Here is a 15,119-nt window from a genome sequence, read left to right on the forward strand (position 1 = left end):
AACAACCAGTAACTTATAATAACAAGATCTATAAACACATGAAAACATTTTTAATCGCTTTATTATTTCCTGTTACTATTTTTGCACAGACTTCCATAGAAAAAGGACAAACCTATATTGCTAATAAGCAGTTTGCTAAAGCTGAAAAAGAATTGATAGCCTACGTCACTTATCATGAAGATAATTTACAAGCTATAGAGTTACTTGGTGATGCGTATGGGCATCAAAAAAAATGGGATGAAGCAGCGACAGAATATAAAAAGCTTATTGCAGCTAAGCCAAAGTCTGCAAATTATCACTACAAAGTTGGTGGTGCTTTAGGGATGAAAGCCTTATCGGTTAATAAAATATCTGCTTTAGGAATTATCGGAGATGTAAAATCGTCTTTTTTAAAGGCTGCAGAATTGGATGCAAGTCATATTGAGGCACGTTGGGCTTTAGTGGAGTTGTATATGCAGTTACCAGGTATTATTGGAGGAAGCAAAAAGACGTCTTTAAAGTATGCTAATCAGTTAGAAAATTTATCTAAAGTAGATGGTTATTTGGCTAAAGGTTATATTTATGAATATGATGATGAACCAGAATTAGCAGAAGCGTATTACCTAAAAGCCATTAAAGTAGGCGGTTCTATAACGTGTTATGATAAATTGGTTGCTTTATATGAAAAAGAAAATCAGCCAGACAAAGCTATTGGTGCTATTGAGTCTTCCGGGGTAAAGCATCAGCGTAATGGCTTAAATTACCAAATAGGAAAAGTTTGTGCAGATTATAATGTACAATTGGATAAAGGGGAGCGTTGTCTGGTAAAATATATTGATAATTATTCAGCTAAAGATGGTGTGCCAAAAGCATGGGCCAATTATCGTTTAGCACAAATCTACAAACATAAAAGTGATATAAATAAGGCGTTAACATGTATTAATTCAGCTATAGCTGAATTGCCAAATATTGACGTGTTTCAAGATTTTAAAGACGATATTTAGTGGTCAGTCACAGTCGTTTTGTATTATCAATTAGTAGTTTTTCATTCTAATAGAAACCCTTGGTGTTCTTGTGATATTTGACTTATTTATTGGTCAAATCCATGTCAAAATTAAATCCAATACTTATCTTTACTTTTTATTTATAAAAACTCTATGAACGTACATTTTATAGCAATTGGTGGAAGTGCCATGCACAATTTAGCATTAGCATTACATAACAAAGGATATCAAGTTACAGGAAGTGACGATACTATTTTTGAACCTTCAAAATCAAGACTTGAAGTTAAAGGATTACTACCTGAAACATTTGGTTGGTTTCCTGAAAAGATCACTGCTAATTTGGATGCTATTGTTTTAGGGATGCATGCTAAAGCTGATAATCCTGAGTTGTTAAAAGCGCAAGAATTAGGCTTGAAAATTTATAGCTATCCTGAGTTTTTATACGAACAATCTAAGCATAAAACTAGAGTTGTCATTGGTGGAAGTCATGGTAAAACAACTATTACATCAATGATATTACATGTGATGCATTATCATGATCGTGATGTTGATTATATGGTTGGTGCACAACTAGAAGGGTTTGATGTTATGGTTAAACTAACCGATGATAACGATTTTATAGTTTTAGAGGGGGACGAGTATCTAAGTAGTCCTATTGATAGACGGCCAAAATTTCATTTATATAAACCAAATATTGCATTGTTAAGCGGAATTGCTTGGGACCATATTAATGTGTTTCCAACGTATGAAAACTATGTAGAGCAGTTTAGCATATTTGTAGATAGCATTGTTAAAGGCGGAAGTATTAATTATAACGAAGAAGATGCGGAGGTAAAACGTGTGGTTGAAGCTTCAGAAAACCCAATCCGTAAGATTGCTTATAATACACCAGAATATACTGTTGATAATGGTGAAACACTGTTAGAAACTCCAGAAGGTCCAATGCCTATTGAAGTATTTGGAAAACATAATTTAAACAATTTAGCAGGCGCCAAGTGGATTTGCCAACATATGGGAATTGACGAAGACGATTTTTATGAAGCTATCTCTACTTTTAAAGGAGCTAGCAAACGTTTAGAAAAAATTGCGGAAAGTAAAACGAGTGTGGCTTACAAGGATTTTGCACATTCGCCAAGTAAGGTTAAAGCAACAACAAATGCGGTTAAGGAGCAATATGAAAATCGTACGTTAGTGGCTTGTCTAGAACTGCACACGTATAGTAGCTTAAATGCTGAGTTTTTAAAAGAATATAAAGGCGCTTTAGATGCAGCAGATGTTGCAGTTGTCTTTTATAGTCCGCATGCAGTAGAAATTAAAAAACTAGATTCAGTTTCTGAACAACAAATAGCGGATGCTTTCCAACGTGAAGATTTAATTATTTACACCAATCCTGAAGATTTTAAAAACTATCTATTCTCTCAAAAATTTGATAATAAAGCTTTGTTATTAATGAGTAGTGGAAATTATGGCGGATTAGATTTTGATGAGGTAAAGGAGTTGATTGGGTAGTGTTCAATTAGAATAGACTACTGTGAATTATTATAATATAGTCGTTTTTTGTTTACGTCCCAAAGCAATCAAACCTAATAGAGGTCCTAAAGCCAGTATAAAATAGATACTGTTGGAGTTGGATAACTCAACTAAGGAAGTCATAACCTGAATACTAATTATGGTAATAGTAAACCCAAGACAGTTAACTATGGTAAGTGCAGTTCCTTTTAATTCAGAGCTTGCATTTTGAGCTACTAAAGTAGATAGTAAGGGCGAATCAGCAACCACTACCATTCCCCAAAATATAAGAAAACCAATAAGAAATATTTCCGAAGTTGTAGTAAACACTAAAGGAGATATTAAACAACAGAGACACGATAAAAGCAGCACGATAAACGCTGTTTTTTTTGTGCCTATCATTTGTGCTATATATCCACTAAAGATACAGGCTAATCCTCCTAGTCCTATAATTATAAAGGATAATAAAGGGATGTTAAAGGTGACGTCTGCGTTTATAATGGTGTATTGTTTTAATATTAGGGGTACAAATACCCAAAAAGTATATAATTCCCACATGTGACCAAAATACCCAAAAGCAGCAGCTCTAAAATCTCGTTTTTGAAAAACGTTAAAAAAGGCACTTAAATTGGTGTTTTGGCTAGGTTTTCGAAAAGGTCCATCAGGCACTAATGCTAATAATGCTATGCCTCCAAAAACGGCTAATGCAGATGTTGTGATTAATACGGATTTCCAAGGATAGGTAGTCGTGAGGTCTTTTAGTAGATGTGGGAAAGCGGTACCCAACACTAAGGCGCCCACTAAAAAGCCAAGTGATTTGCCAAGACCTTTGTTGTAATAGTCCGTTGCAATTTTCATTCCTACAGGGTAAATTCCAGCAAGAAAAAAACCAGTCAAAAACCGAAGTGTAAGTAAGCTTATCAGACTATTGCTATCCCAAATGATACACAGGTTAAAAAAGGCGCCAAGTAAAGCACTTATAAAAAAGACTTTTGAAGGCGAAAACCGATCTGCAATGGTTAAAATAGCAAAAAGTAATGTGCCAATAATAAATCCAAATTGGACTGCTGAGGTTAAATGCCCTAAAGCACTTTCGTTAAGATCAAAATTTAAAACAAGCTCATTTATAACGCCATTACCAGCAAACCAAAGCGAAGTACAACAAAATTGAGAGAGGACAATTACGGGAAGTATTATTTTTGAGTGTTTCAATGCTATTACAGGATTGTGTTTAATGCAAATATAAAGTGGGTTTGTTAAACCAAGTTAAAGTAAAGGTTTTTTAACGAAAATTTGAGGACGGATTCAAGTTGCTTCTTTTGGCTAATAAGTTTAAATGCGTTTTTATCTATTCCTTCTATCTAGTTCGTCTTTTGTAATATAACCATCTTTGTTTTTATCTCGATTATTAAAATTATCTTTTAACTTACCTTTTACTTCAGATTTAGAGAGTTTACCATCAGCATTCGTATCCATTTTTTCTAGCATTTTATCAAAAGAAGGCGCTGTATTGTCTTGATTGCCTTCAACCTGTTTAGTTTTAGTGACTTCTTGGTTTAAAATGGTATTAGAAGTCGTGTTTTGTGTAATAGGTAATAACATTAAGTCTTCAGCGTATATAACTACACCAGGATAATTTTCACGTATTTGAGCAGTTGTAGCGGTTTTATCAATAGTTGTAAAGTTAAAATGGGTTAGGACTAAATGTTTGGCATTAGCTTCTTTAGCCATTTGCGAGCTTTCTGCTAAATTAACGTGTGCTTTGTGTTGTGTTCCATGGTTGTTTTTTTTATTCTTTTTTTTGGAGCTAGCTTTTGAGTCTTTGGCAATCGCACCGCCAGAATCCATTATTAGATAATCTACATTTTTAGCCAAAATAGGTAAGGATTTAGAGTATGTTAAATCGCCAGAAATGACAATCGACTCATTACCCACATCAAAACGATAGGCAGTTGTAGCAATAGTATGATTAACGGGTGTGTAGCTAATTTTTATATCTCCGATAGTAAATGTGCCATTTCCAGTGAGGTTTTTGGCAGTAAAATTGGAAGTTACATCGCTTAAGCTTCTTTCGGATTTTGATAATCTATAGTCAATATCTTCTTCATAGATGTCAATGATATTATCAATTATTGAAGTGGTTTGTTCTGGACCTGCAATAATGGTTTGATTTCCTCCAAGCAACGATTGAATAAATAGTGGTGCAAACTCTTCATTGTGGTCTAAATGATGATGCGTAAATAGCAACCCATCTAAGTCTTTGATTTTTGTGTTAATTTGGTTTAGGTTGGCCTGTGTGCCGTTCCCCATATCTACCAAAATTTGAGTGTTTTTATAAGATATAAGCACAGATGGTCCAGAGCGCTGTGTATTAAATTTTGGTGATCCAGATCCAATGATTCTGGCAGTCAAATGGTCATTAACCTCTTGTGCGAATAGTGTTGTCCCTATAAAAAAAAGTAGTAAAGCTAAATGTCCTTTCATCTTATTATTGTTTAAGACTTTGACACTTACTTGTGGTGATAGTTTAATTGGGGGCTGTTTTATTTAGTTAAAGTGAAACGATTGTGAGACAATAGACGTTCTAAAGAAAAGGAGAAATTAATAACGCTTAATGGATAGTATTTATACTAGTGTTCTACTTTTTCGACAAAATTATTACTTATCCAACCTCTTAATTTTTGATTGTCGTATTCATAATCTATTGGATTATTACAAGTTGTAGTGTTTAGGCTTGCGCTATCAATTTCGACAAACAGCCACGTTCTATTTTCCTTAATTAATTCTGCTAAAACTTTAATATTACTATTGGCCTTTAATTTGCCAATAATATTAGTTTTTGATTCGCATGAAAACATGGCGTCGTCTTCGGAATATTCTTTTATATTCGGAGAAAATCGTACATTATAATTGTTATTTATGACCTTAACAATATAGGTGGAACTTAAATATATTTCGGGTGAGATAAGTTCGTAAGTACTATTAAAAAGAACATAGTTTTCTTTAATGACTATGTTGTCAGCATTAAAATTGAAAACTCTGGTAGAAGTAAACGGGCTTTCTCCACAACAGTGATTCAATTTTACGATTAAATCTTTTATTAAATCTTGATATAAAAAGTAATTATAACAAAATTCTGAAATGACTTTGTCTAAGTTGTTATCTACATTTAAGTAAACCTCGATACATTTGGGTTCGGAGCATTGGTATAGGTAGATGTAGTCTAAATCATTATCGTTATCTAAGTCTATTTCTAGTTTTTGATAGTCGGGAATGCCATTGGAAATAATGGTTTTTTCTATCAATTCTAGTTGTGTCTGTATTTTATTTTGTGATACACTACAAAACGAAATAAAAAATAAAATCAGGCAAGTAATTGGTCGCATTGTTATTCTTTTTTTAGTAATTCTTTCGAAATTTGTTCAAAAGGAAGTATGCCTGAAATTTCTCCATCTTTAATTACAAATAAATCTTCACATAAGATTTTGGATTTATTAGCTTTATCTAGCATAATATAATTGTGTATTGCCAGAAAATGACTGAAGTTGTCATCATTTAAGTCTTGTCTTACCACAAAAATAACATCTGATAAAGGTATTGAAACAAACAACTCATCTGTGCCTAGCATTTTGTGGGCTTCTAACATGTGTTTTTTGCTAAGAATTTTTGAAGTAGATGAAGGGGAAATGGGGCATGATAAAATTTTATAGTCTAATTTTTGTCCGGTTTCATTCCAAAAAGAAAAAGGTAAATCCAATTTATCAAAATTAATTTCGCTGTTTATTCTAAGCGTATGTACATAATCTTCGTTTTCATTTTCGGTGATAATTTGAAAAGCGTCCACTTGTCCGTTAACATCAGAAGTCTCAGGATCCATAAAAATATAAATACAAATTAGATCTGCATACATGTTTTCTCTTTGATGTACTGTTCTAACAAACTCATTATTTAGTTTGTATTCGGTAGTTTTTCCTGTAGTTAGAATAGGATAGACATTATCCATATTATAATTAATGGTGCCTTCCTTTATTGTGGATTGTGTTGCTGGTTTAGGCCTTACATTTGACAGCGCTTTGGGACCTAGTCCTAATAATTTTCTGAAAAAATTCATGATATTTTTATTATATTATTGTGTTATACAAAGTGTATTGGTGCGATCAAATGTTGTTTTGCTTTATCAAAATCATTGATATATGAGGTTGCTTATTGCCTTTAAAGTTCTTCGTACAGTGTTTTTATATAGGTAGCATCATATTTGTTTTCAATTTTCCTCATTATAAAATGTCCTTTTGCCATATCTTGAAAGTGATCCATAAACATTGTGTTTATTAATGCGCCTCCAGCAGCCCCAATTATTGGAACAGATTGGCTTATCATTTTTTCCGAAATTTGTATACTAAACCTTTCAGATATTTTGGCGATTAACTTTAATAGTATGGGAGCACCTTCTTCAATAATTCCTTTTTCAGCTATAAATTTTGCTGTTTCAGAAATTGATTTAGCTAATATTGCTTTGATAGCGTAATAGCCTGTTTCTGTGCCATCATCAGATTTAGATTTTCCTCCAAGAGCAAAGACCTCCAAACAGGCTAGTTTTGTTTCAATAGCGTTAATTGGTTCGCCTTGTTCTCGTGCTATATCTGCTATTGACCGTAACATTATGGTTGTAGAAATGGGTAACTCAATAGCTAAACCTGCTAGTCCAAAAAATCCGCCAACGCCACCACTTGCAGCTACTGCTATTTTATGAGTTATATTAGAAGATTTAGTACTGGGTTTATCTTTCATTGTAAAAACAGCAACGTTGGCTGCTTTGAGTAAAGATTTTTGTGTTATATCAACTAGTTTGTCTTTCCAATCTTCAGGCAGTATTTCTAACCCTTTCTCAAAAGGTTTTCCTATAAAATTCGTGATTTTTGCTGCAAATCCAGGGTTTTCTAATAAAGCTTTAGCGTCTTTTAATTCTTGTAAGTCTTGTTGTGTAATGTTCATTTATTTTAATTTTATAAAAGACAAGGGATTTGGTTTAAAGAAAGATTTTATATCGAGATACATTTTTGTGCTTACAAGATATTATTCAATTTTCCATTCTACAAGAACTAGTGATAATATTATCTTACTTTTAAAGTTCAATTGATTGTTTTAATTGATTTTGATTTTTCAGGGCTTTCCTTTGTGGAGCGAGATTTATAGATAAGCCCAGTTTACATCGGATAGAAAGGGGTGTAGATTGTCTTCCAGAATTAGTTTGAGTGAAAGACGCACATCAAGATGTTTTAACCTACTTGAAAGTATTTTTGTAATTGACCCCAAAACAATTTTATTGTTAGTGGTTTTAACCGATGGATTTGATCGTTTTATTAGTAGAAGTGAATGATGTCGTTATGCAGGATTAACGTCTGTTATCAAGCGGAGTGGAAGTGGCGTAAAAGGGCGACTACTAATTAGTGAAATGGGCAATCAAAAGCTTAATAATTTATTATTTATGTGAAGTTTTAGCGCTTGCAAATACAACAAAGCATGCCAAGCTATTTATGAACGATTAGTTGCCAAAGAAAAGCGCAATAAACTTAGCCTTAATAAGTTTGTAATAAGCTATTAGAATAGGTGTTTGCTATTACTAAATCAGGATTAATATTTGATAAAGACTATAAAAGTACGTTAGTTAAAAATGAATCAGATTTTACTTTTTTTTTACAGCAGTACTTTTTGGCTTTAGTTTTCTGCAAATTTTATTAAAGGTTTTATATTTCCATTGTCAGCTTCTCTCAAAGCTTTTATATATTGATTTCTTGTTTCGTTAGCTTTAACCATATTTGATTGATGCCAAGAAAATATTTCATTGCCAAATATTGATTCCATAATTATATCAGCCATCATCCTTGAGTGTCTTCCGTTTCCATTTGGAAAGCAATGAATGGATACTATGCGATGTTTAAATTTTATAGCTATTTCTTCAGGTGGAAAAGTGTTGTTATCTATCCAATATTTAGTGTCGTCCAATAAGTTTTTTAATTCAATTCCAATTTGAGTCCATTTTATCCCAATGTTTTTGTCAGTCTTTCTAAATGCACCTGCCCATTTCCAAACATCGCTGTACATTTTTTTATGTAAATCTTTTATAAACTTTTCAGTCAATATTTTTTCAGGTTTTAAATTAGCACGAATAGTCCATTCTACAGCTTTTTCAATATTTAACTGTTCAAATTCATCGAGTTCTTTCTGCGTTGTTATTGATTTTATTTTTAAACCTTCTTTTTCGTCTTCATCTAAAGGTGTTTGGCCATTTGCGTATTTTAAATTTAATCCCATAATGACTTTCTCATTTCCCTTTTTATTTCATTAGCCAAGTCATTTATTGAATGATCAATTTTATCTTCACTGATTCCTTGGTCCTCTAATTTCATATTTTGATTGGTCCTTAAAACAATTTTTCGGGCCAGTTTTTCAGCCTTTAAGTTGATTAGCCTTTCGATGGTCCCATCTTTAGGAATAAAACCATAGATAAATTTCATATTCAAGGCATTGCCAACATCTTTTAGTTTATTGATGGTTATCTGACCTGTAGCTTCACGTTCCTCAATTTTTTGAATAGCTCCTTTAGTCAGGTCAAGTTTGGTGCCTAATTGGTCCCTTGTCATGTTAAGAGTAGTTCTAATAGTATTTACCCATCCTTTTTGTGGGACCAGAACCATTCCTGCATCTTTAAAATTAGTCAGTTTTTGGTCTAATTGTTCTATGAGTAGTTTTTTCTTGTTTCTCATTTGTTAACATTTTATACATATAAGTATGTAAATTTAAACAAAAGTATACAAATATGTATAAATACATAAATAAAAGAATACTTATATGTATTCTCTTATATCAATAATCATACACATATGTATGAATAAGTTTGTCTAAAAGGTTCTGATTTAAATTAAAGCCAACGTCTCGTATATGAAATGTAGCGCTGAAAATAAGCGATAAATTTCGGATGCTACACAAGCCGAATTTTTAAATTTTATTAATTATTTTATTTTTGGAAATTTGTCAAATTTAAAAATTTGGCTACTTTCCAAAAATGCCCAAGCCTTCGTGTTAGCAACGACTTGCGCTATTTTTTATATACATTGTTACAAAACGTTATTTTTTAATCAGTTTTTTTATTGAAAACTCTGTAAGGGATTTATTAGAGAGTTTCACTATATATAGACCTTTACTAAGTTCCGAAATATTAATTTTTTTGGTTACAATTCCTTGCTTGACAACAATTCCGTTTATCGAGTAAATTTTATAATTCCCTTCTAAATTTTCTGATAAATTAATTTCGTCTTTTGCAGGATTAGGATAAAAACTAAAGTAATCTTTAATGTTTGAAAAAGTTTCAGTGCTTAATGCTGTACTTGAGCAATTACTATTAAACGGTGTAAAAGTTACAATTCCAAGTGAAGTACTGTCATAAGCATCATATATACTTTGAGAAATTTCGCTTTCGATATTAGAACACCAACAATTATTCGCGATGTTAACAGGGTAACTATATAGGTGTTTAAAATTATATTGAGTATTATCACAAATTTTATTATCAAAAATATTAGCACCAGAAACTGGGGATGAGGAAACAGCAGATATACCAATGGTGTTAAATTCAATAGTTGAATTTTTTACTATTAAATCTTCTCTCATTCTAATTCCTACAGCATTATCATGAATGTGACAATTGTCAATTTCACCTTCCATATTGAATGGCCATATGCTAAAGTTGAAAAATTCAGAATTGGAAATAAATATATTCGGAATACTCGCCCAAGAGTGAATTCCTTTTTCTCCATCAGAAAAAACACTATTAGTAAGTGTTATATTCTGACCAAATATATATCCATAATCATTATTATGAACATTCAGATTGTCAAGGATAACCGTATGATTAGAATCACCATCATAACCATAAAAAGCATAATTACAATTTTTAATTTCCGAATTGCTGATATTCAAAATTTCACCACTAGATGAATTCATTATACGGATAAAATTATATGCATATTCTCCTATAATATTAGAAGCAATAATTTTACCTCCTTGATTATTCTCTACCTCTATTCCTTGCCAACCACCTCCTACTGGATTGTTAAAACTAGCTATGAAAATTATTTTATTTTCAGGAGTTCCAGAAGCAATTAATAGTCCTCGTAATAGCATTTTTGTATTATCATTAAATTTAACTGTAACACCAGGTTCAATAGTCAAAGTATAGCCTGGATATAAGGCGATATCTGAAGTTACTGTATAAGGACTTCCATTTATATCCCATGTGGTATTACTAAAAATTCCTCCGCTAACATTTGTTTGTCCGAAAAGAGAATTAGTTGTAATATAAATTAATAGATAAAGAAGTTTGTTTTTCATATTTGAATGTTTTGTAACTAGTTATATAGTGACTAAAGTACTCAATATCCCCTAAATATTACGGGATATATGGAAGTTTTGTTCCTGATTTCGGTTTTGAAAAGCTTATCTACAATTTATAAAGTAGTCTTGCAATATGCAGAACTACGTGTTTTTTATAATTATTAGTCTTAGTGATGACCTGTAATTAGTTTTTGATTACTCACTTATAACCAATATTGCGTTATTTAAAGCGTTCTAAAAGTTGGGCACCTTTATCTTTTAGTTGGTCTGCCCATAAATCTAGAATAAGTAGCTTAGTTGCTTCCTCTTTTATTAATAGGGTTACCATTTTTTTTCTTTCTTTTATAGGGGCTGCTAAATATTTAAAGGGTTGTAATGGTCTATCTGTTGCGACTATTACGCGCTTCTTTATGTTTGATAAATATGGTTGTAGCTCTGCATCAGCCATCAGTTCTTGACACATCAGTGCTAGCATGGTGTTTAACATAAAGTATTCTAAATCGTAAATTTCTTGTTCGTTTTTAGGCCATTCTTGTCTTTCTATGTCTACTAAGTAGCCTTCGTCATCTTCGTATGGTATAGCCTCTAAAATATGATAAACGTCGTTTAAGGAACAGTCGCTTTCGTCAAAAGTTTCATCCGTTATGTATTCCCAATAGTTTTCTTCAATATTTTTTGTAAGTCCTAAAGCAAAACCTTGACCTGTCCATTGTAATTGGAAGTAGGTATAGTGATCTTTTGGGTAGTTTAAAATAGCACGTTTGTATAGGGGTAATATTTTAGTATAAATCACTTCAAACCATTCGCCTTTTTTTAATGGTTCGTAATTTGTGTCATCATCATCGAATAAAAAGTCATAGCCTTTGTCTAGCATGTCGTCGGTAAGCTCGTCTATTCGGTCTTCGCAATTATCCCAGCTTTCAAACTCGGTGATGGTTTTTTGTCCCTCGGTGCCTACTATACCTTCAGTAATTATTAGGTTGTTATCTTGTCGTTCTGCTTTCCAAAATCTATTTGGCTTGCGGTCAGTTGTTTCTAAATAGGATTCATTCATTTTTACTTTTTATTTGGAGGTAACTCAACGTCACCATTAGGATGAATGCGGCAAATTACTTTATTAGCTTGATCGATTAGATTTAATACAAAGACTACAGGGCCGTCTTTTGGTAGCGCTATAAATGCGTCACTTTTAGAAATAGATTGAAGCCCTTTTAGTAATGCAGAAGCAGCATCTTTAAAGCATTTTTCTATAAAATCTTCAGCATCACTTGCAAAATAATCACCGTCGGAGTCCAGTGGAAAAAAGGATTCTAAATTTACGCCACCGCATTCGCTAAAAGTTTCGCCTTCTGATCCGGCACCATACCCCATAAACTCTAAGTCAGGAGGAGAGGTAATCTCTCCTTGCGCAGTAAACATAATTTTGCCAACTGGGCGAATGGGGTCATAGCCAGTATATTCTGTGTTTGCGAATAAGCTTAGGGAGTCTAAAAGTTCAGTCTTTATTAATTGATGTATAGCGTCATTTTGTGTTGCATTCATATTTTTTAAATTATTTATGATGTTATCAGGCTTATCAGTGTCTTTTGACAAGTGGTCCAAAATTAGTAGATAATATAATTTTACTATACCCTGTTTTCCGTGATATTTTGATACTAAGTGTTTTATTTTTGTAAACGTCTTACGGATTATTAAAGGCCTCTAAATGTATTGTGTTAGCCTTTAGTGTGGTCTTGCTTAGTGTAAGTACTATTCAATTTTTTCTTTGCAAATTTCTATAATAGTATCGCAATTGTCACACTCTAATTTTTGAAATTCTACTAACGCGTATCGACCAGAACCACTCAAAAAAACAAGATATTTTTTATCGACTTCAATTTTGGGTTTACCGTAGTGTTTTATGGATTTGAGGTCGTAAGGTTTTCCATAAATCTGATGTTCTACCAATACCTTGTAATGTGATTGTTCTGAGCGTGTACCTATACGCGTGTGTGCTACGTTTTTTATAGTGACAATAGCCACAATTCCATCGTCTGATTTAACCGTTTTAAATGTTTCTGTAGTAATGTTTATAATTTGGGCATGCATCGGTTTGTTGTTGTTTTGAGCAAAAGTAAAATTAAAAAATAATAGTAAACTTAAACTGTTTAACGACCATTTTAATGTATCTGTAATCATCGTGTTACTCGGGTTTAGGGATTTGTGTTTTAAACCTATTTAGGATGAGTCAAAACTTTTTTTGTGTAAAAAATTAATTTTATCAAGTGTATGGATAGGGAAGGGAGTCTGTCTATTTTGGATCTGTAGATAAGCGTAGAAACTATGAAAAGTAGAGTTTTTGTTAATTGCCGTATAGCGTTACTTTTTGTTGTATCCATACTTTTAAAATATTTATTATTTAATAGGGCTTACCAGTGTCTTTTGACAAGTGGTTCAAAATTAGTAAATAATATAATTTTACAATACCCTGTTTTCCGTGATATATTGATAATGACATGTTTTTTTTCTGTGGTTTTATGATAGCATCATAACTATTACCATCTGTTTTTTAAATTTAATAATGACTTGTTTTTCAAATAATTAAAGACTGTTATTTGTAAATATCAAACACTAGTCTTACATTTAACCATGCAAGAAGATTTTCTACAGTATCTATGGAAGCATAAAAAGCTAAACACCTCAAACCTACAAACCACTAATGGTGAGCAGGTCACTATTAGTAATGTGGGGACGCATAACCATAATGCAGGACCAGATTTTTTTAATGGACAATTAACTATTGCTAATCAACTGTGGGCTGGAAATATAGAAATCCATATTAAATCTAGTGATTGGTATGTCCATAACCATGAGGTAGATCCTAATTATGATAATGTCATATTACATGTCGTTTGGGAGCACGATACAGAAGTGTTTAGAAAAGATAATACCCAAATACCAACCATAGTACTTAAAGACTATGTCTCCAAAACAGCATTACATAACTACCATAAATTATTTAATAGTAAACAGACCTGGATTAATTGTGACCATAGGATTGGTGCTGTTAGTCCGTTTACGGTTACTAATTGGTTAGAGCGTTTGTTTTTTGAACGTCTAGAACGTAAAGCGAAGGAGATGGAGGAGATTCTAGACCAATCAAATAATGATTGGGAAGCGGTATTATTTAAATTGTTGGCTAAAAACTTTGGACTTAAAATTAATGGCGATTCCTTTTTAAGTTTGGCTAATAGTTTTGACTTTTCAGTAGTTAGAAAACAGCAAAGTAATTTGCAAAGTTTGGAAGCCTTATTTTTTGGACAGGCTAATTTGTTAGCGGGGGATGTCCAGGGAGGCTATTACCAAACGCTACAAAAGGACTATGGTTTTTTGAAACAAAAATTCAGTTTGGATAATAGCAGTGTTATCCCGTTTCAGTTTTTTAGATTACGTCCTCCAAATTTCCCAACCATTAGATTATCACAATTAGCTATGGTGTATCATGTGCATCACAATTTATTTTCAAAAGTGATTGCTTCAAAAAGTATAGCAGATATTTATAACATATTTTCGGTCTCTACCACCGTCTTTTGGGAGACGCATTATACGTTTGAAAAGGAGTCTAAGGCAAATAAAAAGCAAATCACTAAAGCATTTATTGACTTGTTATTAATTAATACTATTATTCCGCTTAAATTTTGCTACGCCAAACAACAAGGTAAATCTATTGAAGCCGATATTGTTAAGTTAATGACGCAATTAAAACCTGAAAAAAATAGTATTGTAGATAAGTTTAAAACATTGAAGGTCGTGTCAGAATCAGCATTACAAAGTCAAGCAGTGCTTCAGCTTAAAAACAACTATTGTGATAAAAACCGTTGTTTAAAATGCGCCATTGGTAATAGCGTACTGACACAAAAGGAGGTGTAATTGCGGTTTTGTGATTAAATCTTGACATATCTAGACTCGTAGTAGTGCAAAAGCAAGAATCTTATTATAAAATTATTAAATTTATAATTACCTTGCCATATGCAATTTTTATATAAACCATTACACTATTTTCAAAAACGAGGGTACCATGTATGCCAACGTATTGCTGACCGTCTAGGGATCAGAGCCAAAGTGGTGCGTACCAGTTTTATGTATTTAACATTTGCAACATTGGGGTTTGGTTTTGCATTATACTTATTTTTAGCTTTTTGGATGCGTATAAAGGATATTGTATATACTAAGCGCTCTTCTGTGTTTGACCTATAA

The 15,119-nt window shown here is 32.3% G+C and carries 15 protein-coding genes; 4 read left to right on the forward strand and 11 right to left on the reverse strand.

Annotation, left to right across the window (positions count from 1 at the left end; translation table 11 throughout):
* The first annotated feature begins 38 nt into the window (after positions 1 to 38).
* Both H0I26_RS07240 and H0I26_RS07245 read left to right on the forward strand, forming a co-directional pair.
* Complete coding sequence (locus H0I26_RS07240; protein ID WP_218701638.1) at positions 39 to 983, forward strand: tetratricopeptide repeat protein; 945 nt, start codon at positions 39 to 41, stop codon at positions 981 to 983.
* A 153-nt stretch (positions 984 to 1,136) separates the two neighbouring features.
* Positions 1,137 to 2,492 carry a UDP-N-acetylmuramate--L-alanine ligase gene (locus tag H0I26_RS07245; protein WP_218701639.1) on the forward strand — a complete coding sequence of 452 codons (1,356 nt, stop codon included), beginning with the start codon at positions 1,137 to 1,139 and terminating at the stop codon, positions 2,490 to 2,492.
* A 30-nt stretch (positions 2,493 to 2,522) separates the two neighbouring features.
* On the opposite strand, the gene H0I26_RS07250 is transcribed toward H0I26_RS07245, so the two are convergent.
* From H0I26_RS07250 to H0I26_RS07300, 11 genes are all read right to left on the reverse strand, one after another.
* Complete coding sequence (locus tag H0I26_RS07250; RefSeq protein ID WP_218701640.1) at positions 2,523 to 3,704, reverse strand: MFS transporter; 1,182 nt, start codon at positions 3,702 to 3,704, stop codon at positions 2,523 to 2,525.
* A 132-nt stretch (positions 3,705 to 3,836) separates the two neighbouring features.
* The gene (locus H0I26_RS07255) at positions 3,837 to 4,976 is read right to left on the reverse strand and encodes an MBL fold metallo-hydrolase (protein WP_218701641.1); all 1,140 of its coding nucleotides are present in this window, start codon (positions 4,974 to 4,976) and stop codon (positions 3,837 to 3,839) included.
* 146 nt (positions 4,977 to 5,122) lie between these two features.
* Positions 5,123 to 5,878: a hypothetical protein gene (locus H0I26_RS07260; RefSeq protein ID WP_218701642.1), complete on the reverse strand. Its 756-nt coding sequence runs from the start codon at positions 5,876 to 5,878 to the stop codon at positions 5,123 to 5,125.
* Positions 5,879 to 5,880: 2 nt separating this feature from the next.
* On the reverse strand, positions 5,881 to 6,603 hold the full coding sequence (locus tag H0I26_RS07265; protein ID WP_218701643.1) for a hypothetical protein: 723 nt from the start codon (positions 6,601 to 6,603) through the stop codon (positions 5,881 to 5,883).
* 101 nt (positions 6,604 to 6,704) lie between these two features.
* A complete protein-coding gene (locus tag H0I26_RS07270; RefSeq protein ID WP_101017386.1) occupies positions 6,705 to 7,484 on the reverse strand; it encodes an EcsC family protein in 780 nt (259 codons plus the stop codon).
* 723 nt (positions 7,485 to 8,207) lie between these two features.
* The gene (locus H0I26_RS07275; RefSeq protein WP_218701644.1) at positions 8,208 to 8,804 is read right to left on the reverse strand and encodes a mobile mystery protein B; all 597 of its coding nucleotides are present in this window, start codon (positions 8,802 to 8,804) and stop codon (positions 8,208 to 8,210) included.
* Complete coding sequence (locus tag H0I26_RS07280) at positions 8,795 to 9,256, reverse strand: mobile mystery protein A (RefSeq protein WP_218701645.1); 462 nt, start codon at positions 9,254 to 9,256, stop codon at positions 8,795 to 8,797. The genes H0I26_RS07275 and H0I26_RS07280 overlap by 10 nt, the downstream gene beginning before the upstream one ends.
* 361 nt (positions 9,257 to 9,617) lie before the next feature.
* Positions 9,618 to 10,880 (reverse strand): T9SS type A sorting domain-containing protein, encoded by a 1,263-nt coding sequence (locus H0I26_RS07285; protein ID WP_218701646.1) that lies wholly within the window; start codon positions 10,878 to 10,880, stop codon positions 9,618 to 9,620.
* Positions 10,881 to 11,103: 223 nt separating this feature from the next.
* Entirely contained in the window at positions 11,104 to 11,937 is an 834-nt protein-coding gene (locus H0I26_RS07290) for a WGR domain-containing protein (protein WP_218701647.1), read from the reverse strand.
* A 2-nt stretch (positions 11,938 to 11,939) separates the two neighbouring features.
* On the reverse strand, positions 11,940 to 12,476 hold the full coding sequence (locus H0I26_RS07295; protein WP_218701648.1) for a hypothetical protein: 537 nt from the start codon (positions 12,474 to 12,476) through the stop codon (positions 11,940 to 11,942).
* Between the two features lie 156 nt (positions 12,477 to 12,632).
* Complete coding sequence (locus H0I26_RS07300) at positions 12,633 to 13,061, reverse strand: hypothetical protein (protein ID WP_218701649.1); 429 nt, start codon at positions 13,059 to 13,061, stop codon at positions 12,633 to 12,635.
* A gap of 450 nt (positions 13,062 to 13,511) precedes the next feature.
* Here H0I26_RS07300 and H0I26_RS07305 point away from each other — a divergent pair, with 450 nt between their 5' ends.
* Both H0I26_RS07305 and H0I26_RS07310 read left to right on the forward strand, forming a co-directional pair.
* Positions 13,512 to 14,792 carry a DUF2851 family protein gene (locus tag H0I26_RS07305; RefSeq protein ID WP_218701650.1) on the forward strand — a complete coding sequence of 427 codons (1,281 nt, stop codon included), beginning with the start codon at positions 13,512 to 13,514 and terminating at the stop codon, positions 14,790 to 14,792.
* Positions 14,793 to 14,891: 99 nt separating this feature from the next.
* Positions 14,892 to 15,119, forward strand: a complete 228-nt coding sequence (locus H0I26_RS07310; protein WP_101017429.1) for a PspC domain-containing protein — start codon at positions 14,892 to 14,894, stop codon at positions 15,117 to 15,119.

It is taken from the genome of Olleya sp. HaHaR_3_96 (assembly GCF_019278545.1).
Classification (GTDB): Bacteria; Bacteroidota; Bacteroidia; order Flavobacteriales; family Flavobacteriaceae; genus Olleya.

Bases quoted from the DNA above. Each gene is read 5' to 3' on its own strand.
- H0I26_RS07240 (WP_218701638.1), top strand. From the start codon at position 39: ATGAAAACATTTTTAATCGCTTTATTATTTCCTGTTACTATTTTTGCA.
- H0I26_RS07245 (WP_218701639.1), top strand. From the start codon at position 1,137: ATGAACGTACATTTTATAGCAATTGGTGGAAGTGCCATGCACAATTTA.
- H0I26_RS07255 (WP_218701641.1), bottom strand. From the start codon at position 4,976: ATGAAAGGACATTTAGCTTTACTACTTTTTTTTATAGGGACAACACTA.
- H0I26_RS07260 (WP_218701642.1), bottom strand. From the start codon at position 5,878: ATGCGACCAATTACTTGCCTGATTTTATTTTTTATTTCGTTTTGTAGT.
- H0I26_RS07265 (WP_218701643.1), bottom strand. From the start codon at position 6,603: ATGAATTTTTTCAGAAAATTATTAGGACTAGGTCCCAAAGCGCTGTCA.
- H0I26_RS07270 (WP_101017386.1), bottom strand. From the start codon at position 7,484: ATGAACATTACACAACAAGACTTACAAGAATTAAAAGACGCTAAAGCT.
- H0I26_RS07275 (WP_218701644.1), bottom strand. From the start codon at position 8,804: ATGGGATTAAATTTAAAATACGCAAATGGCCAAACACCTTTAGATGAA.
- H0I26_RS07280 (WP_218701645.1), bottom strand. From the start codon at position 9,256: ATGAGAAACAAGAAAAAACTACTCATAGAACAATTAGACCAAAAACTG.
- H0I26_RS07285 (WP_218701646.1), bottom strand. From the start codon at position 10,880: ATGAAAAACAAACTTCTTTATCTATTAATTTATATTACAACTAATTCT.
- H0I26_RS07290 (WP_218701647.1), bottom strand. From the start codon at position 11,937: ATGAATGAATCCTATTTAGAAACAACTGACCGCAAGCCAAATAGATTT.
- H0I26_RS07300 (WP_218701649.1), bottom strand. From the start codon at position 13,061: ATGATTACAGATACATTAAAATGGTCGTTAAACAGTTTAAGTTTACTA.
- H0I26_RS07305 (WP_218701650.1), top strand. From the start codon at position 13,512: ATGCAAGAAGATTTTCTACAGTATCTATGGAAGCATAAAAAGCTAAAC.
- H0I26_RS07310 (WP_101017429.1), top strand. From the start codon at position 14,892: ATGCAATTTTTATATAAACCATTACACTATTTTCAAAAACGAGGGTAC.